The organism is uncultured Oxalicibacterium sp., assembly GCF_913776015.1.
Taxonomy (GTDB): Bacteria; Pseudomonadota; Gammaproteobacteria; order Burkholderiales; family Burkholderiaceae_D; genus Oxalicibacterium.
This window is the reverse complement of record NZ_CAJYMD010000009.1, coordinates 1-20,697: the sequence shown is the minus strand read 5'-3', so window position 1 is coordinate 20,697 and position 20,697 is coordinate 1. Positions and strand designations below refer to the sequence as shown.

General features: G+C 55.0%; 23 protein-coding genes and 1 tRNA gene. 9 read left to right on the top strand and 15 right to left on the bottom strand.

The window, feature by feature from the left end; genetic code table 11:
• The coding region (locus QZ725_RS01745) for a prolyl oligopeptidase family serine peptidase (RefSeq protein WP_293775848.1) at nucleotides 1-850 on the bottom strand (850 nt) is incomplete at its 3' end.
• A gap of 197 nt (nucleotides 851-1,047) precedes the next feature.
• On the opposite strand from QZ725_RS01745, the gene typA reads away from it, so the two are divergent.
• Nucleotides 1,048-2,886, top strand: coding sequence for a translational GTPase TypA (gene typA, locus QZ725_RS01740; protein WP_293775847.1), 1,839 nt, complete (start codon nucleotides 1,048-1,050; stop codon nucleotides 2,884-2,886).
• Nucleotides 2,887-3,044: 158 nt separating this feature from the next.
• Here the strand turns inward: typA and QZ725_RS01735 are convergent, their stop codons facing one another.
• Nucleotides 3,045-4,367: an aspartate aminotransferase family protein gene (locus QZ725_RS01735; RefSeq protein ID WP_293775845.1), complete on the bottom strand. Its 1,323-nt coding sequence runs from the start codon at nucleotides 4,365-4,367 to the stop codon at nucleotides 3,045-3,047.
• A gap of 187 nt (nucleotides 4,368-4,554) precedes the next feature.
• Here QZ725_RS01735 and dusA point away from each other — a divergent pair, with 187 nt between their 5' ends.
• The 3 genes from dusA to QZ725_RS01720 all read left to right on the top strand — a co-directional run bounded on the left by dusA (nucleotide 4,555) and on the right by QZ725_RS01720 (nucleotide 6,936).
• Nucleotides 4,555-5,595 (top strand): tRNA dihydrouridine(20/20a) synthase DusA, encoded by a 1,041-nt coding sequence (gene dusA, locus QZ725_RS01730; protein ID WP_293775844.1) that lies wholly within the window; start codon nucleotides 4,555-4,557, stop codon nucleotides 5,593-5,595.
• 244 nt (nucleotides 5,596-5,839) lie between these two features.
• Nucleotides 5,840-6,313 (top strand): BON domain-containing protein, encoded by a 474-nt coding sequence (locus QZ725_RS01725; protein ID WP_293775843.1) that lies wholly within the window; start codon nucleotides 5,840-5,842, stop codon nucleotides 6,311-6,313.
• A 122-nt stretch (nucleotides 6,314-6,435) separates the two neighbouring features.
• On the top strand, nucleotides 6,436-6,936 hold the full coding sequence (locus tag QZ725_RS01720) for a YetF domain-containing protein (protein WP_293775841.1): 501 nt from the start codon (nucleotides 6,436-6,438) through the stop codon (nucleotides 6,934-6,936).
• A 113-nt stretch (nucleotides 6,937-7,049) separates the two neighbouring features.
• Here QZ725_RS01720 and QZ725_RS01715 read toward each other — a convergent pair whose 3' ends face one another.
• Nucleotides 7,050-7,184 (bottom strand): entericidin A/B family lipoprotein, encoded by a 135-nt coding sequence (locus tag QZ725_RS01715; protein WP_293775839.1) that lies wholly within the window; start codon nucleotides 7,182-7,184, stop codon nucleotides 7,050-7,052.
• A 180-nt stretch (nucleotides 7,185-7,364) separates the two neighbouring features.
• Nucleotides 7,365-7,691: a DUF883 domain-containing protein gene (locus tag QZ725_RS01710; protein WP_293775837.1), complete on the bottom strand. Its 327-nt coding sequence runs from the start codon at nucleotides 7,689-7,691 to the stop codon at nucleotides 7,365-7,367.
• A 253-nt stretch (nucleotides 7,692-7,944) separates the two neighbouring features.
• Between QZ725_RS01710 and QZ725_RS01705 the strand changes: the two genes are divergently transcribed.
• The 5 genes from QZ725_RS01705 (at nucleotide 7,945) to QZ725_RS01685 (ending at nucleotide 12,173) form a co-directional block, all read left to right on the top strand.
• A complete protein-coding gene (locus QZ725_RS01705) occupies nucleotides 7,945-8,826 on the top strand; it encodes a TauD/TfdA family dioxygenase (RefSeq protein ID WP_293775835.1) in 882 nt (293 codons plus the stop codon).
• A gap of 42 nt (nucleotides 8,827-8,868) precedes the next feature.
• Complete coding sequence (locus QZ725_RS01700) at nucleotides 8,869-9,873, top strand: ABC transporter substrate-binding protein (protein WP_293775833.1); 1,005 nt, start codon at nucleotides 8,869-8,871, stop codon at nucleotides 9,871-9,873.
• On the top strand, nucleotides 9,873-10,781 hold the full coding sequence (locus tag QZ725_RS01695; RefSeq protein ID WP_293775831.1) for an ABC transporter ATP-binding protein: 909 nt from the start codon (nucleotides 9,873-9,875) through the stop codon (nucleotides 10,779-10,781). The genes QZ725_RS01700 and QZ725_RS01695 overlap by 1 nt, the downstream gene beginning before the upstream one ends.
• Nucleotides 10,778-11,650, top strand: a complete 873-nt coding sequence (locus tag QZ725_RS01690; RefSeq protein WP_293775830.1) for an ABC transporter permease — start codon at nucleotides 10,778-10,780, stop codon at nucleotides 11,648-11,650. The genes QZ725_RS01695 and QZ725_RS01690 overlap by 4 nt, the downstream gene beginning before the upstream one ends.
• Nucleotides 11,651-11,813: 163 nt before the next feature.
• Nucleotides 11,814-12,173: a hypothetical protein gene (locus tag QZ725_RS01685; protein WP_293775828.1), complete on the top strand. Its 360-nt coding sequence runs from the start codon at nucleotides 11,814-11,816 to the stop codon at nucleotides 12,171-12,173.
• A 72-nt stretch (nucleotides 12,174-12,245) separates the two neighbouring features.
• Here QZ725_RS01685 and QZ725_RS01680 read toward each other — a convergent pair whose 3' ends face one another.
• The 11 genes from QZ725_RS01680 to QZ725_RS01630 all read right to left on the bottom strand — a co-directional run bounded on the left by QZ725_RS01680 (nucleotide 12,246) and on the right by QZ725_RS01630 (nucleotide 20,581).
• Complete coding sequence (locus tag QZ725_RS01680; protein ID WP_293775827.1) at nucleotides 12,246-12,497, bottom strand: hypothetical protein; 252 nt, start codon at nucleotides 12,495-12,497, stop codon at nucleotides 12,246-12,248.
• Nucleotides 12,498-12,667: 170 nt separating this feature from the next.
• Nucleotides 12,668-12,743, bottom strand: a tRNA-Lys gene (locus tag QZ725_RS01675).
• Nucleotides 12,744-12,934: 191 nt separating this feature from the next.
• On the bottom strand, nucleotides 12,935-13,639 hold the full coding sequence (gene ybgF, locus QZ725_RS01670) for a tol-pal system protein YbgF (protein ID WP_293775825.1): 705 nt from the start codon (nucleotides 13,637-13,639) through the stop codon (nucleotides 12,935-12,937).
• Nucleotides 13,640-13,678: 39 nt separating this feature from the next.
• Complete coding sequence (gene pal / locus QZ725_RS01665; RefSeq protein ID WP_293775823.1) at nucleotides 13,679-14,188, bottom strand: peptidoglycan-associated lipoprotein Pal; 510 nt, start codon at nucleotides 14,186-14,188, stop codon at nucleotides 13,679-13,681.
• 52 nt (nucleotides 14,189-14,240) lie between these two features.
• Nucleotides 14,241-15,524: a Tol-Pal system beta propeller repeat protein TolB gene (tolB, locus tag QZ725_RS01660; protein ID WP_293775821.1), complete on the bottom strand. Its 1,284-nt coding sequence runs from the start codon at nucleotides 15,522-15,524 to the stop codon at nucleotides 14,241-14,243.
• Between the two features lie 2 nt (nucleotides 15,525-15,526).
• Nucleotides 15,527-16,456, bottom strand: coding sequence for a cell envelope integrity protein TolA (tolA, locus tag QZ725_RS01655; protein WP_293775820.1), 930 nt, complete (start codon nucleotides 16,454-16,456; stop codon nucleotides 15,527-15,529).
• 12 nt (nucleotides 16,457-16,468) lie between these two features.
• Nucleotides 16,469-16,906: an ExbD/TolR family protein gene (locus QZ725_RS01650; RefSeq protein WP_293775819.1), complete on the bottom strand. Its 438-nt coding sequence runs from the start codon at nucleotides 16,904-16,906 to the stop codon at nucleotides 16,469-16,471.
• Nucleotides 16,907-16,918: 12 nt separating this feature from the next.
• A complete protein-coding gene (gene tolQ / locus QZ725_RS01645; protein ID WP_293775818.1) occupies nucleotides 16,919-17,602 on the bottom strand; it encodes a protein TolQ in 684 nt (227 codons plus the stop codon).
• Between the two features lie 101 nt (nucleotides 17,603-17,703).
• Complete coding sequence (ybgC, locus tag QZ725_RS01640) at nucleotides 17,704-18,135, bottom strand: tol-pal system-associated acyl-CoA thioesterase (protein WP_293775817.1); 432 nt, start codon at nucleotides 18,133-18,135, stop codon at nucleotides 17,704-17,706.
• A gap of 96 nt (nucleotides 18,136-18,231) precedes the next feature.
• Nucleotides 18,232-18,981 (bottom strand): SDR family NAD(P)-dependent oxidoreductase, encoded by a 750-nt coding sequence (locus QZ725_RS01635; RefSeq protein ID WP_293775816.1) that lies wholly within the window; start codon nucleotides 18,979-18,981, stop codon nucleotides 18,232-18,234.
• An 82-nt stretch (nucleotides 18,982-19,063) separates the two neighbouring features.
• Nucleotides 19,064-20,581 (bottom strand): leucyl aminopeptidase, encoded by a 1,518-nt coding sequence (locus QZ725_RS01630; RefSeq protein ID WP_293775814.1) that lies wholly within the window; start codon nucleotides 20,579-20,581, stop codon nucleotides 19,064-19,066.
• Nucleotides 20,582-20,697 lie beyond the last annotated feature (116 nt).

Below are 20,697 nucleotides of genomic sequence, written 5' to 3'. Positions count from 1 at the left end.
AGGTATGATCGGCGGAGGTCAGTCGATAGAACTGCACGGCGCTTCCGCCACGACAATCGGTACTGCTTTCAAGTCGCACATCGCCTTGCGTTGAAACGCTGGGCGGCGGTGTGCAACCATTGGCCCGACGCCAGAAATCGACGGCGTACTGAGCGGGTTTGAACGGTTCTGACTGGGCGCGTGCGACAAAGCGTGTCGGACTTTTTCCTCCGTCAAAAGGCACCACCGAATCGGCCATACCGTGCAGGATCAGCATCGGCACGGGCTGTATCGGCGGCATTTCATCGCCGAACATGGCGCCTGCGACCACGGCGGCACCGGCCAGCCGATGCGACAGCGCGATGGCCACGCGATGCGTCAGCATGCCGCCATTCGACATGCCCGTGACATAGATGCGATCAGGATCGACCTTGTTCGTGCGCGATACGGCATCGATCACATCGGCCACGAAGCGTACATCTTCACTGTCTGTCTGCATCGCTTCTCCGCAGCAGCCACCGGCATTCCAGGTGCCGGCATTGCGCGTACGACCGACTCCATTGAGCGCGACCACGATCAGGCCTTCATTGCGCGCCTTGTTGCGCCAACGCTGGATCATTGACATTCCCGTTCCACCGCCACCATGCAACGCCACGATCAACGGTGCCGGCTTGCCACGACTTGCATCCAGCATCACGTAGCTCCGGGATGCACCGCTGGAGGTCAAGGTTCGTTCCTGTGCATCTGGAGCCGTTTCGGCAGCACGATTCTTGAGAACATCGCGCAAACGCAGGCGTTCCTCAGCTGCAACATGACTGCAAAGCAGGCTCGACAGCAGCATGGGCACAAGGTAGCGCAGGGAAAACGGCATGACATTCCTTTGGGTAACAGACGTATCCAACGCATAACGCGGCAGGGTGACCGTACGATGACACGCGCACCCTGCTGTTGCAAAGATCGGCAACTCCTTGAAAATCAAGGCATTGCCGCAAAAAGTGAGGATATTGCTGTGCTATAATCGAAGGCTTTTCAAAATTCGCTTTCTGCCTTCCTACCGCATTCCTCACCATGTCCAATTCCAAACGCGCCATCCGTAACGTCGCCATCATCGCCCACGTCGATCATGGCAAAACCACGCTGGTTGACCAGCTCCTGCGTCAATCCGGTACCTTCCGCGACAACCAGCAAGTCGATACCCGCGTGATGGATTCGAACGACATCGAAAAAGAACGTGGCATCACGATTCTGTCGAAGAACTGCGCTGTGGAATACAAAGGCACGCACATCAACATCGTCGATACCCCAGGCCACGCCGACTTCGGTGGTGAAGTGGAGCGCGTGCTGTCGATGGTCGATAGCGTGCTGTTGCTGGTCGATGCACAGGAAGGCCCGATGCCACAAACGCGTTTCGTGACGCGCAAGGCGCTGGCACTCGGCTTGAAGCCGATCGTCGTCGTCAACAAGATCGATCGCGAAAACGCCGATCCGCAGAAAGCTGTCAACGCGACCTTTGAACTGTTCGACAAACTCGGCGCAACCGACGAACAACTGGATTTTCCAATCGTCTACGCATCGGGCTTCAAAGGTTATGCCGGTCTGGAAGATACGGTTCGCGAAGGCAACATGGAACCGCTGTTCGACGCGATTCTGGAACACGTTCCCGCACGCGAAGATGACCCGGACGGTCCATTGCAATTGCAAATCACCTCGCTCGAATATTCGTCGTATGTCGGCAAGATTGGTGTTGGTCGTATCTTGCGCGGTCGCATCAAAGCGCTGCAAGACGTTGTCTGGATGAACGGTCCTGAAGACAAGCCAACCAAGGCGCGTATCAACCAGGTGCTGACATTCAAGGGCTTGGATCGCGTGTTGGTTGATGAAGCGCTGGCAGGCGATATCGTCCTGATCAACGGTATCGAAGAAATCGGTATCGGCAGCACGATCTGCGCACCGGACGCCCCGGAAGGTTTGCCGATGCTGAAGATCGATGAGCCGACCCTGAGCATGAACTTCATGGTCAACAGCTCACCGCTGGCTGGCCGCGAAGGCAAGTTTGTCACGACGCGTCAGATTCGTGACCGTCTGGAAAAAGAATTGAAATCGAACATGGCATTGCGCGTCGTGCAATCGCCAGACGATGATTCGACCTACGAAGTATCGGGTCGCGGTGAATTGCACCTGACCATCCTGATCGAAAACATGCGTCGCGAAGGTTTCGAGATGGCTGTTTCGCGTCCACGCGTGGTGTTCAAGATGGTGGATGGCGTGCGCCATGAGCCGTATGAAAACCTGACGGTAGACGTTGAAGAAGCGAATCAGGGCGGCGTGATGGAAGAACTGGGTCGCCGTCGCGGTGATCTGCGCAATATGGAATCGGATGGCAAAGGTCGTGTGCGTCTCGAATACCATATTCCTGCGCGTGGTCTGATCGGCTTCCAAGGCGAATTCATGACGTTGACGCGTGGTACCGGTTTGATGAGTCACGTGTTTGATGAATACGCACCAGTCGATTCGTCCAAAGGTGAACTCGGTGGCCGTCGCAACGGCGTGCTGATTTCGCAGGATGATGGCACTGCCGTTGCGTACGCAATCTGGAAGCTGCAGGATCGTGGCCGCATGTTCGTCAACCATAACGATCCGGTCTACGAAGGCATGATCATCGGCATTCACTCGCGTGAAAACGATCTGGTCGTCAACCCGATCAAGGGCAAGCAACTGACTAACGTGCGCGCATCGGGTACCGATGAAGCGGTTCGTCTGGTGCCGCCAATCGAGTTGTCGCTCGAATATGCTGTCGAATTCATTGACGACGACGAACTGGTGGAAGTAACGCCGAAGAGCATTCGTTTGCGCAAGCGCTTCCTCAAGGAGCATGAGCGTAAAAAGGCCAGCCGCGAAGCAAGCTGATCGCTGTTGAACCAATTAAAAATGCCGACGAATACGTCGGCATTTTTGTTTGTATGGGAGGAAAACAGCTCGGGGCAAATGGGGATATGGGTTGACTTGACGAATATGAATTGCAAGCCCTTGCATGCAACAGGTCTCTGCAGTCGGCAGTCTCGTGACTACGCCGTTTGACGAATCAGGTCAGCAATTCCACCAAACAGTTCATCGATCTGTTCGCGCTCGATAATCAGTGGGGGCGAGAGAGCAATGACATCGCCGGTGACGCGGATCAATAATCCTTTTTCGTGGAAGGCGCGATGAAAGATGTCGTAGGCACGGGCTCCTGGTTTGCCGGATAGGCTATCGAGTTCGATACCGCAAACCAGACCGAGATTACGAATGTCCTTGATACCCGGCAAGCCTCGCAGGCTATGGGCAGCGTTTTCGAAGTAGGCGCTCATGTCGGCAGCACGTGCAAACAGATCTTCTTCGCGATACACCTGTAACGTGGCGCAGGCGGCCGCAGCGGCCAATGGATGGGCCGAGTAGGTATAACCGTGCGCAAATTCGATCGTATCGGCCGGTGCTGCTTGCATGAAAGTATCGTGAATGTCCCGACGAACGAGTACGGCCCCCATGGGAACGGCCGCGTTCGTCAATGCCTTGGCGCAGACAATCATATCCGGGATGACCTTGAAGTAATCGGCTGCGAAGGCGGTGCCCAGGCGACCAAAACCCGTGATGACTTCATCGAAGATCAGCAGGATGTTGTACTTGTCGCAGATCGCACGAATCTTTTCCAGATACCCCTTGGGTGGCAGGATCACACCGGTTGAGCCTTGCAAGGGTTCGACAATGACGGCTGCGATGCTCGATGGGTCGTGCAGATTCAGCAGGCGTTGTTCGAGTTCATCGGCTAGTTCGGTACCGTGTTCTGGCAGCCCGCGCGAGAAGGCGTTACGTGCGATATCCAGCGGATGGCGCAGATGATCGGCTGCCGCCAGCGTGGGGCCGAATTGTTTGCGATTGCCGGCAATGCCGCCAACGGCAATCCCGCCGAACCCGACGCCGTGGTAACCACGTTCGCGACCGATCAAACGTGTGCGACCAGCATCGCCTCGCATGCGATGGTAGGCAAGCGCAATCTTGAGTGCCGTATCCACGCCTTCCGAGCCATCGTTGCAGAAGAAAACGCGATCGAGTCCCGCCGGTGCGATTTCTGCCAACGCCGTTGCCGCTTCAAAACCCTTGGGATGCCCCATCTGAAAGAAGGGCGCGTAATCCATTTCGGTTGCTTGCTTTTGCACGGCTTCCACAATCCGTGGATGTCCATGTCCGGCATTGACGCACCAGAGGCCGGCTGTGCCATCGAGGATACGGCGACCATCGTCACTGGTGTAATACATGCCCGAAGCAGAGACCAGCAGGCGTGGCTGCGCCTTGTATTGTCGGTTGGCGGTGAACGGCATCCAGAGATGGCTGGTATCGAGTGGCACAGGCATTGCGGCCGATCCTTGGCAAATGGGATATGCCATGTTAGTGCGTTTATTGAGATGCGGAAAGTGGTTATGGCAAGGCCAGTGGGATGCCATCCTGATTGCGCCGCAGCTCTGGTGCAAAGCGACTCTATTGCCAATGTCGGGTAGGGGGAGCGTGTAAAATGACGCCTCAAGAATGAGGATAGCTAGTATGAATGTGGTGGATAAAACAACGGCAATCGATAAACCTATAAACGGTCGGCGCATCAGTGTGGCCCCGATGATGGATTGGACTGATCGCCACTGCCGTCAATTTCATCGCCAAATCACACGCCATACATGGCTCTACACGGAAATGGTCACGACCGGCGCATTACTGCATGGCGATGTGCCGCGCCATCTGGATTTCAACGAAGAAGAGCATCCGGTTGCCTTGCAACTGGGTGGTAGCGAACCTGCCGATCTTGCCAAGAGTGCCAAGCTGGGCGAGCAGTGGGGCTACGATGAGATCAATCTCAATTGCGGCTGCCCATCCGAACGCGTGCAAAAAGGCGCTTTTGGTGCCTGCCTGATGAATGAAGCGCCATTGGTGGCGGATTGCGTCAAGGCGATGCGCGATGCAGTCAGCATCGATGTGACGGTCAAGCATCGCATCGGTATCGATACCGTTACCTCCTACGATTTTGTGCGCGATTTCGTTGGCACCATTGCCGATGCCGGCTGTAACACCTTCATCGTGCATGCGCGCAATGCCATCCTAAAGGGTTTGAGCCCGAAGGAAAATCGCGAGATTCCCCCCTTGCGCTACGAAGTCGTCTATCAGCTCAAGCGCGATTTCTCGCAACTGGAAATCCTGCTCAATGGTGGCGTGAAAACGCTGGAGGAAATCGACACGCATCTCGCGCATGTCGATGGTGTGATGCTGGGGCGTGAGGCTTATCACAATCCCTATTTGATGTCGGCCTTCGATGCGCGCTATTACGGCGATAACACACCGCCACAGACGCGTGAACAAGTCATCGAAGCCATGATTCCCTATATGGAAGCGCAACTGCGCAAGCATGGCGGCAGCGGTGAAAAAGACGGCGGGTTGCGTCTCAATAGTATGGCGCGGCACATGCTGGGCCTGATGACGGGCCTGCCTCATGCACGCGTTTTCCGCCAGACCTTGTCGGATTCACGTCGCCTCGCCGCAGGCAACCCTGTTTTATTGCGCGAGGCTTTGCAACGCATGCATCCTGCGGCAGCCTGAAGTTGCTCTTGCTCTATTGCCGCAAGGCAGCGCATTCCATCTCGAATTCCTGTTCATTTTGGTGCGTACGCCACCGCACATAGTGGTGCAGATCAATATTTTCTGAGAGAACCTTCATCTTTTGGTGTGGTCAAGAAGATAACCCGTTTGGTTTTGCATAGCTGGCCAAAGGACATTTTCGACAATCACAGCGGATCACATTTTTCCATCAGGAAAAATGCCCTGCCTATTGAAAGGACACAAGATGAAGACCTTGCCACACACTTCCAAACTTGCAATCGGTGCTGCGATGCTGGCTGTTTTGTTTGCCGCAGGTTGCGAGCGCCGCGCACAGGAACCTGCAACCCCACCGGCACAAACTGATTCGACAGTCGGTGTGACGCCGGCACCGCAACCGCCTTCGGAACCGGCTACCACGCCAGTACCAGGCGCAACCGAAGCACCTGTATCGCCATCGGGTAATGCGACCACACCTTCCGAAGAGCATCGTTCGGCTGGTGCCGTCGTTGATGACGCCATGATCACCACCAAGGTGAAGACTGCATTGTTGGCTGACTCCGATATCAAGGGTCTGGAAATCAACGTGGATACATCCAAAGGCGTGGTGTCGCTTAATGGTGCTGTCCAGAACCAGGCACAGGTTGATCGCGCTGCCAAACTGGCTGGCGAAGTCGACGGTGTGAAATCGGTTCTGAACAACCTGACGATCAAGAAGTAATGCGTCCAATGGAAACAGGTTCTCCTGTTTCCTGAGTCAAGACAAAACCGCTTGTGTCCCTAAACTGACACAAGCGGTTTTTCAATTCCATTTGCCGTTTTTTTTAAGCAAGGCGGTGAGCCATGTTACAAGGCATCGATTGGCAAGGCTTATTCGGTTTGAGTATTCCGTTTTCGGAAATACTCATGCGCGGGACAGTCATGTACTGGTTGCTGTTTTTGGTATTCCGTTTCTTGATCCCGCGTGACATGGGACGTATCGGCATTGCCGATATCCTGATTCTCGTCATCATTTCTGATGCCTCGCAAAACGCGATGTCTGGCGATTACAAGACCATTACGGATGGCGCCATACTCGTCGGCGTATTGGTCGCCTGGAGCATGCTGTTTGATCGTCTCAGCTACTTGTGGCCGGCTTTTCGGCGCTTTGCTTCACCTGCGACGCTTTGCATCGTCAGCGATGGCAAGCTGTTGCGTCGTAACATGCGCCGCGAATATCTGACGGAAGAGGAGTTGTGGGCGCACTTGCGCAAGGAGGGGATTACTTCGCTCGACGAGATAAAGAATGTGTATCTGGAGTCCGATGGCGGATTCAGTATCGTGAAAAAGAAACGAGATGCCTAGCTTGTGCGCATGGCGATAATCGGTTTTGCTCCGTCATTAGACGTTTCTGGATGTTTTCAACACAAATAAAAAAAGAGCGTGATGAACACGCTCTTTTTTGCTGGAAAGCTGGATTACTTTTTGGTAGCTGCGTCCTGGACTTTTTCGCCACCGCGTTCCACGTCTTGACCAAAACCCTTCATGGTGTTGCAAGCGCTCAGACCGGCGCTGAAGGCAACGACGCACAGGATGGAAATAATTTTTTTCATGATGATCTTCCTTTCAGAGTTTTATGAAGTGGAGCGTTCGAACGCCTCCTTGGCTTTTTTCCCGTCAACGAGAAAAACGTTCTAATCGCCTGCGCTAGCAGAACGACATGCTATTTAGTTCATGTCATTCTTTAAAAGTTCGCTCTGCGCAACTAGTTGTGTGCGCTACCTCACATAAGGTCAGCGGCGTGCCAGCAGGATGCCGATCAGCGCACCCACACCCAATGCGATCGCAACCGATTGCTTTGGGCGATCCTTTACATACGTCTTGGTGACGTCAATTCCGTGATGCAACTGATATTCGGCCTTGTCTGCCAGTTCGCGAGCGGATTGCCGTGCGCTGGAAACCTTGCCAGCGAGCTTCTCATAGGCATCGCTCAGCTCGGCATCGGTCAGATCGACGGCGTGGGTAACCAGTGAATCCAGATCCGTTTTCAGCAGATGCAGATCGTTGCGCAGGGTGGCGGTGGTAGGTCTGTATTTTTCGGCGATCGATTTCGATGACATGATAAATCCCCCTTTTCACTGAGTTGGAAAATGAATGGCTTCGTGCCCTTGGGCAGGGTGCCTCGCTGTATGTGGGACCGCGTTGGGCCTGAAAAATTCCTTTTATTAAATTCCTTGTGGCGAGCGACTATTGCAGCCGTAGTTGCCATGGGGCATAGCGCATTTTGCGTATATCGATACGCGAATTACTTCGTTCTCATGTTTTATCCATATCGATAGACTGCCTTTCATCGAATCGTTATTACTTTTTCTTATGTCTGCCGTTTTCTCGCCTGTGACCACACAGTCATTCGACATTCAGGTTCTCGATGCGCCTCTGGGTGCCACGATTTCCGGTCTTGATCTTTCACAAGAAGTGACGCCCGATGATTTTCGGCGCATTCATCAGGCGCATCTTGATCATCACCTCCTCATTTTTCGAGATCAGCGCATCACGCCAGATCAGCAAGTAGCATTCAGTGGGCGCTTTGGTGCGTTGCAGATTCACGTGTTGAATCAGTTCCAGCTGCCCGGCCATCCGGAGATCATGATCATTTCCAACATCAAGGAAAATGGGCAGCCAATCGGCCTTGGCGATGCCGGTCATTTCTGGCACTCCGATCTTTCCTATGTCGAAAAACCCAGCCTTGGATCCATGCTGCATGCGCAAGAACTGCCAGCAGAAGGTGGCGATACGCTGTTCGCCAATATGCATCTGGCGTGGGATACCTTGCCGACATATCTACGCAGTCAGGTTGAAGACTTGCAGGCTGAACACAGTTATCTTGCTCAGTATGCGGAGCTGCAGCGACGCAGTCCTTGGCGTCCCAACCTGACGGCAGAGCAAGTCGCGCAGGTCAAGCCTGTGCTGCAACCGGTGGTACGTACGCATCCGGAAACCGGTCGAAAAGCGCTGTTCGTCAGTGAACACTTCACGACGCGTATCGATGGTTTGCCTGAAGATGAAAGTCGCGATCTGCTACAGCAATTGTTCGATCACAGTGTCAAGCCCGAACATGTCTATCGTCACCAGTGGCAGCCTCATGACATGATCTTTTGGGATAACCGTTCACTCATGCATCTGGCGGCAGGCTGTCCCGATCATCTGCGCCGCAAGCTCTACCGCACCACGATCGAGGGCGATGTGCCTTTTTAAATCGCGTCTTTTCATTCATCGAACTTCATTCGGATCACACATATGCGTATCAATAAATTACTCGTATCAGTCATCGCCCTGGGGCTGGCATTCTCGGCAGGCGCTGCACGCGCTGAAGGAAAAATCAGTATCGCCCAGCAATTCGGTATCGGTTACCTGATTCTGGACGTGGTGCGAGATCAGCAACTGATTGAAAAACACGGCAAGAAGCAGGGCATCGATATCAAGGTCGATTGGGCCAGCATTTCAGGGGCGACGGCAATGAACGAGGCGCTGTTGGCCGGAGCGCTGGATGTTGTGTCGGCAGGTGTGCCGCCCATGCTGACGATGTGGGATCGCACGCGAGGCAAACAGAATGTGAAAGGTGTCGCCGCATTGGGTTCCTTGCCGAATTACCTGCTGTCGAACAATCCTGCGGTCAAGACCGTCAAGGATTTCAGCGACAAGGACCGTATCGCCGTGCCTGCTGCCGGAGTCGGTTTCCAATCACGCACCTTGCAGATCGAAACAGCCAAGTTGTTTGGTAAGGATGACTTCAAGCGTTTCGACAAGATTTCCGTGAGCTTGCCGCATCCCGATGCAACAGCCGCCTTGATTGCCGGCGGTTCGGAAATCAATGCGCATTTTTCCAGCGCGCCTTTCTACTATCAGGCACTTGCCGCCAACAAGGATGTTCACAAGGTGATCAGTTCGTACGAGATTCTCGGTGGCCCGGCGACCTTCAATGTGCTGTATACGACGCAGAAATTCCACGACGAAAATCCGAAAACCTACAAGGCTTTTTATGATGCCTTGGTCGAGGCATCGCATTACATCAAGAACAATAAGGACAAGGCAGCCGACATTTTCATTCGCGTACAAAAATCCAAGCTGTCGCCGGAGTTGGTACGCAAGATCGTCAACGATCCAGAGAATGACTTTACGGTTTCGCCGCATCGCACTTATGTGTATGCCGAGGAATTGCACAAGCTGGGTGTCCTGAACAACAAGGCAGTATCGTGGAAGGATTACTTCTTCGAAGAAGCCTATATGCAGCCGGGTAGCTGATGAAGAACCATCCTTCTTTTCACGAGCCTGTTCTGGCATCGGGGCCGGGGAGCCCCTTGTTGCGCGTCGGTTCCGGTTTGCGGCAAACACGCGAAGCGGCATCGACTTCGCTTGCTGCAAAACAGCAAGGGGCACATGCGCCCTTGCTTGAAGTCGATGGTGTGAGTCTTGAATATTGTACGCCGCAACGTTTAGTGCGGGCCACACATCGCGTCAGTTTCGATGTGCATGATGCGGATCGTTTCGTATTGCTGGGACCATCTGGCTGCGGTAAATCGACCTTGCTGAAAGCGATAGGCGGCTTCATCGCACCTGTAGAGGGCGAAATCCGCCTGGCGGGCAGGGCGGTGCATGGTCCGGGTGCCGATCGCATCGTGGTTTTTCAGGAATTCGATCAACTGCCACCGTGGAAGACGGTACAGGAAAATGTCATGTTCCCTCTGTTGGCTTCGCGTACGGCAGGGAAGAAGGAGGCCGCCGAGCGAGCACGTTATTTTCTGGACAAGGTAGGTTTAAGCAAGTTTGCGGACGTTCACCCGCATCAACTTTCTGGTGGCATGAAACAGCGTGTCGCAATTGCACGCGCACTTGCCATGCAGCCACGCGTGCTGCTGATGGATGAGCCTTTCGCTGCGCTCGACGCGCTGACACGTCGCAAGATGCAGGAAGAATTGTTGCGCCTGTGGGAAGAGGTGCGTTTTACCCTGTTGTTCGTGACGCACTCGATCGAGGAAGCACTGGTAGTGGGGAATCGTATTGCCATGCTGTCGCCGCATCCGGGACGCATGCGTGCCGAGATCAACAGCAATGCTGATCTTTCCGGCATCGGCAGTCACGCATTCCAGCAAAATGTGCAGCGTATTCATCGCATGCTGTTCGAAGAAGAACATGAGGAGCGTGCCGCATGAGCCGATCCTTGTATCCGCCGCTGCGTCCAGAATACGAAAACATTCTCGAACCTTTCACTGCTGTGCCGGTAGAGCAGCGCTTGTCCTGGCGGGCGCGATTATGGAATCAGGGATGGATAAGAAAAGGCATCATGCTATGCATGCTTGCCTTGCTATGGGAGGTCGCGGCACGCTGGCAGCAGAATGATCTGCTGTTTCCGACCTGCACGGCAACCTTGCAAGCCCTGCTTGAAGGGCTGTTGAGTGGCGAACTGATCGAGAAGACAGCCATATCGCTTTCCATTCTGCTGCAGGGTTATGCGGGAGGCGTGCTGTTCGCGTTTTTGCTCACTGCATTGGCGGTATCGACGCAGACTGGTCGTGATCTGCTCGATACGCTGACGTCGATGTTCAATCCTCTGCCAGCGATTGCCTTGCTGCCGCTGTCGCTGCTGTGGTTCGGCATCGGCAGCAACAGCCTGGTATTCGTGTTGATTCACTCGGTACTGTGGCCGCTATCGCTGAATACTTATACGGGTTTTCAAGGTGTGCCGGAAACCTTGCGCATGTCGGGGCGCAATTACGGTCTGCGTGGGTTGCGTTATGTATTGCAGATACTCGTGCCGGCTGCCCTGCCGTCGATTCTTTCGGGCCTGAAGATAGGGTGGGCATTTGCATGGCGCACGCTGATAGCGGCAGAACTTGTGTTCGGTGCCTCATCAGGTAGGGGCGGACTGGGCTGGTACATTTTTCAGAACCGCAACGAGCTTTATACCGACAAGGTATTTGCCGGATTGGTGATGGTCATCTTGATCGGCCTGCTCGTAGAGAATCTCGTTTTTCGTACGCTGGAGCGCGTCACGATACGTCGCTGGGGCATGCAGCGTTAAGCGTCTTGAGATTGCCGTGCACTCGCACGTTTGCATGACACATCAATGCATATCGATATCGGAAAACATTCGTTTGTTTTTGCTGCCGAATTCGTAAGATGAACTGCCGGTAATTTTTTGGCACCGCTTGCAATTTCATGCATAACAAACGAAAGGCTTCATCATGGCTTCATCCCGCCTTGCCTTGCTGTCCGGTTTCCCCTTTGCCCAGGAAAGAAAGATCTTTCGTCGCCGTGCCATCCTTCACATCGATGCATGTTGCACAGTGGATGGCCGTACGGTCGATGTCTCATACCGTGATATCAATCTCATCGTCGACCGACCCCTGGAAATTGGTGCTGCCACAGATTTGCGCTTCAATATCACGGTCGATCAAAAGACTGTACTTCTGGCATTCAACGGACGTATTGCCAGTTGCATTCTGGTGGGAATGAATGGCTACCGCATCCGTTTCGAAATCGACACAACGCGCGATCATGCTTGCAGCACCCGGCTGGCCGGATTGATGGATCGCTTGCGTTAAGCGAACTTCATTTCTGTCCGCAGGTATGCGCGTTGGCAGGCCGCTTGAGGTAAGCCGTCTTGTCGATGCAAATCATGGCCAGGGTGCCGGATTCACATTCCGGTACTGCGGTCCATCTTCCGACGGTTCCGGTACGGCTGCATTGCGATCACCGATGTCACCGCGGTCTGCCATATCGAGCAGGGCCTTGCGCGCAATATCGAAATCCGCTCGTGAAAGTGGTTTCTCGCTATCGGGCCAGGCTTCTATTGCCCAGGTGGTCAATCCTTCAAAGCGTTGCTTGAGTTCGGAAAGAAATTGCGCTCGTTCTTCTTTGCTTGCCATGATCGTCTCCTCGATAAGCACTCAAAGTATGACAACGCCAATGCCGAATGATTTGCATCGAGTGAAAAATAGGAGCGCGCTAGAAGGGAAAAGAGGAGCGACACAATCACATTTGTGCGAACGAAATGCAAAAAGGGTTCAGACTTGTGATCTGAACCCTTGCTAATTCGTGGTAGGCCGTGCGGGATTCGAACCTGCGACCAACGGATTAAAAGTCCGCTGCTCTACCAGCTGAGCTAACGACCCGAAAGACTGCTATTATAGAAAAGATTTTTGCATCGTGTCAATCATCTTCTCGCTAATTTCTTCAACTTTTTGTCGTCTTGCGCAGTGCACTGGCAAGGCATTGAAGACCGGGCAGCAGATTTTCCCGAGTGCGAGAGTGTACTAAAAAAATCGCCCTCGTGGGGCGATTTTTTCATTCGACTCGCAGTGAATTATTTGAAATTCGCCAGACGCTCGCGTGCAGTTTGTGCCGAAGGTGTATTCGGATATTTTGCTACCAGCGTTTCCAGCGTTTTCTTTGCCGCAGGCTTGTCCTTCAGTTCGTTATATGAACTTGCGATGTTGAGCATTGCATCGGCTGCCTTCGGATTATCCGGATACTTTTTGATCAATGCCTGTTGTGCCGAGATGGCATTGCGATAGTCGCGTTGCGCATACAAGGCATTGCCGATCCAGTACTGGGCAGAAGGTGCGTAGGCCGATTGCGGATAACGCTGGATGAAGGCCGAGAACGCTGCGCCCGCACCCTTGTAGTCACCGTTGCGGAACTGCGCGAGTGCTTCGTCATAGGTGCGTTGTTCCGATTGCTGCACCATCGCATCCTGGCCGTCTACCTGTACCTGCTGTGGTTCCAGTTTGCGCATGCGATTGTCGAGATCGACGTAGAAATCCTTCTGCCGTTGCTGTGCATTGGCGAGTTCGTTCTGCATCACTTCGATCTTGCCGTTGAGGCGCATGACTTCCTGGCGCAACTCTTCATTCTGGTTCTGCAGGTTGAGCAGGGCAGATGACTCGGCTTTCGACGATTGCAGCGTATCGACCTTCGTGCGCAAATCCAGGATTGCGCGACGCGCTTCATTATCGCCGCCGAACAGTTGTGCATGTGCCGGCAGCGACGCCAAAGAAAATGCGGCCATGAAGGCCGCAGCAAGCGTTTGCTTAATCATGCTTGGAGATTAATAAACGATATCGGCACGGCGGTTTTCTGCCCATGCTGCTTCGTCGTTACCCATGGCTTTTGGTTTTTCCTTGCCGAGGGAAACGGCTTCCATTTGCGATTCAGGAACGCCCAGCAGCGACAGCGAACGACGTACGGCTTCTGCACGTTTCTGGCCGAGTGCCAGGTTGTATTCAGCACCACCGCGTGCATCGGTATTGCCCTGGATGATGATCTTGCGACCGCGGTTGCTGTTCAGGTATTTGGCGTGGTTCTCGACGACTTGCTGATATTCGGGTTTGACGGTGTAGCTGTCGTAGTCAAAATACACGCTGCGCTTGGCGAGTACGCCTTGCGGATCGTTCAGTGGATCGCTGGAAGCATTCACGGTACCGACCGAACGTGGATCCGCATTGGCGCCGGAGCTGGTGCGGTCTTCTACCGGTGCCTTGTCATCGAGTTTGGTCGAGGAGCAGGCAGCCAGCAGCATGACGCTGGACAGGATGAAAACGGAAGAAATTGCGCGCATGTTGTTATTCCCCTTATTGGTATGAAGCGTTGAAGTCAAGAAACAGCCGATATTATTTCATAAACGGTCCCCACGTAGGCTCGTTGATATCCCCAGCCTGCGTGCTCAAGGTCTGCTTGACGCGACCATCTACCGACACCACCGCCAGCGTGCCGCGACGACCGGATTCCGTCGCATACATCACGTATTTGCCGTTTGGCGAAAAACTCGGTGCCTCGTCTTTGACGGTGTCGGACAGTCGTTGTTCCTGACCGTTCGTCAAATCCTGAATATAAACCTGGAATTTGCCTTCACGACGCGAGATATACGCCAGGTATTTGCCATCTGGCGAAACGCGCGGGCTGATGTTGTAGCTGCCGCTGAAGGTCACGCGACGTGCTTCGCCACCATTGGCGCTCATGCGGTAGATTTGCGGACCGCCACTGCGATCACTGGTGAAGTAGATGTTCTGGCCGTCAGCCGAAAAGCGTGGTTCGGTATCGATGCCATTCGAGTTCGACAGGCGACGCAGGCCCGTGCCGTCCGTATTGACGATATACACTTGTGTCAGACCATCGCGCGAGAGGGCGATCGCCAGACGTTTGCCATCGGGCGACCATGCAGGTGCCGAGTTGGACCCCTTGTAGTTGGCGGCGACGGAGCGGACACGCGTTACCAGATCCTGGACATAGATCACGGGCTTCTTGTTCTCGAAGGAAACATACGCCACCTTGGTGCCGTCAGGCGACCATGAAGGTGAAATAATCGGCTCGTTCGAGCGCAAGGCGATCTGGTTGCCTTGGCCATCGGAATCGGCAATCTCCAGACGATATTCGCGGCCGGCTTTCGTCACGTAAGCGATGCGGGTGGCGAATGCGCCGGGAATGCCAGTCAGTTTTTCAAAGATGTCATCGGCGACCTTGTGGGCCGAGACACGAATGAAAGCCGGATTGGCGGCCAGCGCCAGAGAAGAAAGCTGTTTGTTATTGACGGTATCGAACAGGCGATATTTCACATCGAAGCGGCCATCCGCCAGACGTTCGACACTGCCCACGACCAGCGCATCGGCACCCTTGCTTTTCCAGTCGGCCAGATTGACCTGTGAATTCTCGGTCAGCACCACGCCGGTATCGATGATCTTGAAGTAACCGCTGCGATTCAGATCGGCCTTGATGATTTCGCTGACTTGATGCGGCGCAATCGATTCGTTACCGAAAGCGGCAATCGCAATCGGAATCTGGTTGGCACCAACGCCCGCAATTTCCACCCGCAATTGCGCATGGGCAATGCTGCTGATGAACAGGGCAAGAACTGCAAACGTGCGGATGAACGTACGCGAGAAGTTGAAATTGAGCATTGTTAGTTGTCTTTTGGTTTGTGAACGACGGTGAAACTGCCTGGTACCTTGCCGGTCTGGTCCGGCGGGAACGGTTGCGAGCGTTCGATGGCGCGCTTGACGGCGTCATCGAAGCCCATCACGCCCGAGGATTTGCGCAGCTTGATGCCGCGTAGCGATCCGTCGGGCAGCAATTCGACATCGTATTCGACGGCAGGATTCCCGGAAAGAGTGTCCGGCACGTTAAATATCGTGTTGGAACGAATCTTTGCCCCGATTTTTTGCAGATAGCTGGCATCGGCCCGGCCACTACCAGTCGATTTTTCTGCCTGGCCGGTGCCGCCGCTGCCGACCGCGCCGGTGAGACGGCGCATTTCTTCGGCACGTGCATCGGCACGACGTTTCTCGTCGGCAGCATCCTTTTTCTTTTGTTCCGCTTCGGCTTTTTTCTGCTCGGCTTTCTTCTTGTCGAGTTCAGCCTGTTTCTGTTGTTCTTCCTTCTTTTTCTTCTCGGCTTCTTCCTTCTGCTTCGCCAGCTTGGCTTGTTCAGCCTTTTCCTTTTCTTCTTTTTCCTTCTTCTCTTTTTCCTGTTTGGCGAGCTGGGCCTTGCGTTCTTCTTCCTTGCGTTTTTTCTCGCGTTCCAGTGCGATATCGACCTTCGGTGGCGGCGGCACGTCTGGCTCTGCCTTTGGTTCTACTTTCGGCTCAGGCTTTGGTTCCGGTTTCGGTTCGGGCTTGGGTTGTGGTACCGGCTCAGGTGGCGGTGCGACGGGGGCGGCTTCGCGCGCCTGCATATCCCAGATTTCCGCCTTGACGGCAACCGGCGTTTCGCTTTGCCAGTCGATACCGATCCAGAAAAATGCCAGCAAGGCGATGTGTACGACGACCGCCAGAATGGCGGCGCGTGCGCCGCCGGGTTCTTTGGGAACGGAATAAGGCGTGTGATCTGTCATGGAACCTGTGTGTTACCTGGTGGCGAGACCGACGCGGTCAATGCCAACCTTTTTTGCTTCCGAGATGGCTTGGATCACCTCGTCATACTTGATTTCCTTGTCGGCGGCGATCATGACCGGCAGTTCGGGATTGTCGGCATGCAGGGCGCGCAGCTTCTGCGCCATCTCGCTGCGGTTGCCGGCATTTTCCTTCGGTACCGAACCATCCTTGCGACCGTTGATCGTCAGGATGGCCGAGGCATCGGGCTTGAGATCGACACGGATGTATTCGCTCGGCGGTTGCGTCGAGCGCGCTGCATTCGGCAATTCAATTTCGCTGGGCGGCTGCATGGGCGCTGCTGCCATGAAGATGATCAGCAGTACCAGCATCACGTCGATGTATGGCACGACGTTGATTTCAGATTTGAACTTGCGATTGCGTCCGCCGCGCATGCTTCCGGATATGGACATCGTCGTGTTTCCTTATCGCGCCTGACGTTGCAGGATGTTCGAGAATTCTTCGATGAAGGATTCGAAACGGATCGCCAGACGATCAATGTCGTGCGAGTAGCGGTTGTAGGCGACGACGGCGGGAATCGCGGCGAACAGACCGATGGCTGTCGCGATCAGCGCCTCGGCAATGCCTGGCGCCACGGCAGCCAGCGTGGCTTGCTGCACATTGGCGAGACCGCGGAAGGCGTTCATGATGCCCCACACCGTGCCGAACAGACCGACGTATGGCGAGACCGAACCGACGGAGGCAAGAAAGGCGAGATGCGATTCGAGCGCATCCATCTCACGCTGATATGCGGCACGCATGGCACGGCGTGAACCGTCGATACGCGTGTTGACGTCGCCGCTGCTGCGCAATTTGTTGAATTCACTCATGCCGGCTTCGAAGATGCGTTCCAGTGCGCCGGTCGAATTGTTACCGCGACGGCGGTTGGAAGAGGCATCGGCATACAGCGTATTCAGATCACCACCTGACCAGAAGGCACGTTCGAATTCCTCGGTTTGCGTTTGCGCATTCTTGATGGCGAAGCGTTTGCGGAAGATGTATGTCCAACTCATGACGGACACACCAGCCAGCAACAACATGACCAGTTGAACGAGCAGCGAAGCGTTGGTAATCAGGTGGAGGAAGGAGAGGTCTTGAGTGACAGTCATGGAAGGTGTGAAAAAGTCAATTTAGCTAATTGTATGCGCAACGTGTCTCTGGGTCTTGTCTGGCGCGCATTTCCCGCGGTTTTTCCATTGCCCTGCCGGATTCAATCCGGTTTCTGTATGTTCGCCAGCACTTCCTGCGGAATCTGGGTGGGGCGGAAATGCACCAAATCGACGCAACCGACCTTGATGCGTCCGGTCGCCAGCAATTCGCGTCGATCCCCATCATCGTCTTTGCGGACACGCCAGGCTTCCTGCACAAACTGTACCGAGGCGCGGCCCAGCTTTTCGACCACGACCGTCAATTTCAGTTCATCGTCGAGTCGCGCCGGCATGTGATAGTCGAGCGCCGTGCTCTTGACGACAAAAACGGCGTGATGATTTTCGGTCATCTGTGATTGATTGATGCCGGCTGCACGCAGCCACTCGGTACGTGCCCGCTCGAAAAACTTGAGGTAGTTGGCGTAGAACACGACGCCGCCTGCATCGGTATCTTCGTAATAGACCCGAACGGTCCAGATAAAAGGCGAGGGCATGGCAGGTGTGGTCACGGCGTAGTCAGATGAAGCGGGCATCATAAATGATCGTGCCACGTGCACGATGCTGGAAGACGATGTGAACACACAGGGACATCATGCCGGACGGCGCTTGATGGAAAGTGGTCCGAAACCCTGGCAGGTCGGCAGGATTTCCAGCTTGTTGACGTTGACGTGCGGCGGTTGCGTGGTGACCCAGAACACGGCTTCGGCAATATCGTCGGGACCGAGCGGCGTCGTGTTTTCATAAACCTTGGCAGCCGCGGCATCATCCTTGAGACGGACATTGGAAAATTCCGTGCCGCCCGCTAGCCCCGGCACGATATTGCATGAACGCACATTGGTGCCGGCCAGATCGGCGCGCAGGTTTTGTGAAAACTGGTCGACGAAAGCCTTGCTCGCGCCATAGGCGTTGGCACCTGGGTAGGCGTAGGGGCCCGCGCTCGAACTGATATTGATGACGTGACCGCGATCGCGCGCCACCATGCCCGGCAGAACCAGCCGCGTGACCGTTGCCAATCCCTTGCAGTTGGTCGCGATCATGGTTTCCCAGTCTTCCAGCGAGGCCTCGTGTGCCGGCTTGATGCCGAGCGCCAGCCCGGCGTTATTGACCAGTACATCGATCTCTTGCCAATCGGCAGACAGGGAGGCTAGTGCCGTTTCGACCGATTGCCGATCCGTGACATCCATCACGATCGGCAACAGCGACGGGCCAATTTCTGTCGCCAGCTTTTGCAGACGGTCGATACGACGGGCCGCAGCGATGACGCGATGGCCGTTGGCCGCAAACTTGCGGGCAATGCTGGCGCCAAAGCCTGAAGAAGCGCCGGTGACGAGAACGATCATGCGAATTCCTGACTGAGGTAAAGCAAGGTGAAACAACAAGCCGCCCTACGCGGAATGCGCATGGCGGCTGTGGTTGGATAGATCAGCGCGCCTTTGCCGCCTTGGCGCGACCAAGCAAGAAAGCGGTCAGCAAGGGAACGGGACGGCCGGTCGAGCCTTTGGCAGCACCGCTCTTCCACGCAGTGCCGGCGATGTCCAGATGCGCCCAAGTGTATTTGCGTGTATAGCGTTCAAGGAAGCATGCTGCCGTGACACTACCGGCCGCCGGGCCGCCGATATTGCCCATGTCGGCGAAGTTGGACTTCAACTGTTCCTGATAGCTGTCTTCGATCGGCATGCGCCATGCCGTATCGCCTGCGGCTTTGCCGGCTGCCAGCAATTCGTTCGCCAGTGCATCGTGAACATCGTCGTTACGCGTGAACAGACCTGAATTGTGGTGACCCAGCGCGGTGATGCAGGCACCGGTCAGCGTAGCGGCATCGATCACGAGAGCAGGCTTGAAGCGTTCGACATAGGTCAGTGCATCACACAGCACCAGACGGCCTTCGGCGTCCGTGTTCAATACTTCGATGGTCTGTCCCGACATCGATGTGACAATATCGCCGGGCTTGGTCGCGCTGCCGGATGGCATGTTTTCGCAAGCCGGGATCACGACGATCACATTTAGAGGCAGATTCATCTCGGCGATGGCACGCATGGTGCCGAGCACGGCCGCAGCGCCGCCCATGTCGTATTTCATTTCATCCATGGCAGCGCCCGGCTTGATCGAGATGCCGCCGGAATCGAAGGTGATGCCTTTGCCGACCAGCACGATCGGTGCTTCCTTGGCCTTGCCGCCGCTGTGCTTGAGCACGATGAACTTGGGCGGTTCGACGCTGCCATTCGTCACCGACAGGAAGCTGCCCATCTTGAGCGCCTGCAATTGCTTGCGGTCGAGAATTTCGGCGGTCAGCTTGAATTCGCGGGCCATTTTCTTGGCGGTATTGGCCAAATAGGTCGGCGTGCAGACATTGGCTGGCAGGTTGCCGAGTTCCTTGGTCAACTCGATGCCGTTGGCCGTAGCGATCGCTTGTGCGACGGTTTCGCGTGCGCTCGCTGCCTGCTTGGTATCGATTGCGAAAGCGATTTTCTTGACACCGCCAGTGACAGGCTCCTTCTTGCTCTTCATCGTGTCAGGGCGGTAGGCACCATCGCGCGCCGCCAGAATGAAGCAATGAATCGCCCAGTTGGCATCGCGTTTCGCGACGCTATCAAATGGCAGGGCGACGATGGCATCGCCGCCACCGAGTGTGGCAAACGTGCGTGCCGTTGCTTGCAGGGCCGAGGTGAAATCCTTTTCGGTAATCGCGCCGGGTTTGCCCAGCCCGACCAGCAATACGCGCTCGGCAGCGATACCGGAAAGATTGCGTAAAAGGAGAGCGGAGCCCGGTTTGCCGGTGATGTCGCCGGACTTTAGCGCAGCTTGAATTTCACCTTTGCTGTCGAGTGCTTTGGCTGCGGCAGAAAGGGTCTTGTCATCAAACACTGCGACAGCGATACACCCGGTTTTAAAGGTGGCGTAGCCGTTTTTTGCGTCCAATGGTTTTATGCTAAAGTCCATGCGTTGCTCTCCTTGTCGATCCTCAATTATAGCCTTCCGATGATTTTTCAGCGCGCGCTTCGACGCGATTTGCTCGGTACCGCTGGCGCCGTTTTCACCACCCTTTTCACCATTAC

Coding starts and splice junctions, on each gene's coding strand:
- typA (WP_293775847.1), top strand. CDS start 1,048: ATGTCCAATTCCAAACGCGCCATCCGTAACGTCGCCATCATCGCCCAC.
- QZ725_RS01735 (WP_293775845.1), bottom strand. CDS start 4,367: ATGCCTGTGCCACTCGATACCAGCCATCTCTGGATGCCGTTCACCGCC.
- dusA (WP_293775844.1), top strand. CDS start 4,555: ATGAATGTGGTGGATAAAACAACGGCAATCGATAAACCTATAAACGGT.
- QZ725_RS01725 (WP_293775843.1), top strand. CDS start 5,840: ATGAAGACCTTGCCACACACTTCCAAACTTGCAATCGGTGCTGCGATG.
- QZ725_RS01720 (WP_293775841.1), top strand. CDS start 6,436: ATGTTACAAGGCATCGATTGGCAAGGCTTATTCGGTTTGAGTATTCCG.
- QZ725_RS01715 (WP_293775839.1), bottom strand. CDS start 7,184: ATGAAAAAAATTATTTCCATCCTGTGCGTCGTTGCCTTCAGCGCCGGT.
- QZ725_RS01710 (WP_293775837.1), bottom strand. CDS start 7,691: ATGTCATCGAAATCGATCGCCGAAAAATACAGACCTACCACCGCCACC.
- QZ725_RS01705 (WP_293775835.1), top strand. CDS start 7,945: ATGTCTGCCGTTTTCTCGCCTGTGACCACACAGTCATTCGACATTCAG.
- QZ725_RS01700 (WP_293775833.1), top strand. CDS start 8,869: ATGCGTATCAATAAATTACTCGTATCAGTCATCGCCCTGGGGCTGGCA.
- QZ725_RS01695 (WP_293775831.1), top strand. CDS start 9,873: ATGAAGAACCATCCTTCTTTTCACGAGCCTGTTCTGGCATCGGGGCCG.
- QZ725_RS01690 (WP_293775830.1), top strand. CDS start 10,778: ATGAGCCGATCCTTGTATCCGCCGCTGCGTCCAGAATACGAAAACATT.
- QZ725_RS01685 (WP_293775828.1), top strand. CDS start 11,814: ATGGCTTCATCCCGCCTTGCCTTGCTGTCCGGTTTCCCCTTTGCCCAG.
- QZ725_RS01680 (WP_293775827.1), bottom strand. CDS start 12,497: ATGGCAAGCAAAGAAGAACGAGCGCAATTTCTTTCCGAACTCAAGCAA.
- ybgF (WP_293775825.1), bottom strand. CDS start 13,639: ATGGCCGCATTTTCTTTGGCGTCGCTGCCGGCACATGCACAACTGTTC.
- pal (WP_293775823.1), bottom strand. CDS start 14,188: ATGCGCGCAATTTCTTCCGTTTTCATCCTGTCCAGCGTCATGCTGCTG.
- tolB (WP_293775821.1), bottom strand. CDS start 15,524: ATGCTCAATTTCAACTTCTCGCGTACGTTCATCCGCACGTTTGCAGTT.
- tolA (WP_293775820.1), bottom strand. CDS start 16,456: ATGACAGATCACACGCCTTATTCCGTTCCCAAAGAACCCGGCGGCGCA.
- QZ725_RS01650 (WP_293775819.1), bottom strand. CDS start 16,906: ATGTCCATATCCGGAAGCATGCGCGGCGGACGCAATCGCAAGTTCAAA.
- tolQ (WP_293775818.1), bottom strand. CDS start 17,602: ATGACTGTCACTCAAGACCTCTCCTTCCTCCACCTGATTACCAACGCT.
- ybgC (WP_293775817.1), bottom strand. CDS start 18,135: ATGCCCTCGCCTTTTATCTGGACCGTTCGGGTCTATTACGAAGATACC.
- QZ725_RS01635 (WP_293775816.1), bottom strand. CDS start 18,981: ATGATCGTTCTCGTCACCGGCGCTTCTTCAGGCTTTGGCGCCAGCATT.
- QZ725_RS01630 (WP_293775814.1), bottom strand. CDS start 20,581: ATGGACTTTAGCATAAAACCATTGGACGCAAAAAACGGCTACGCCACC.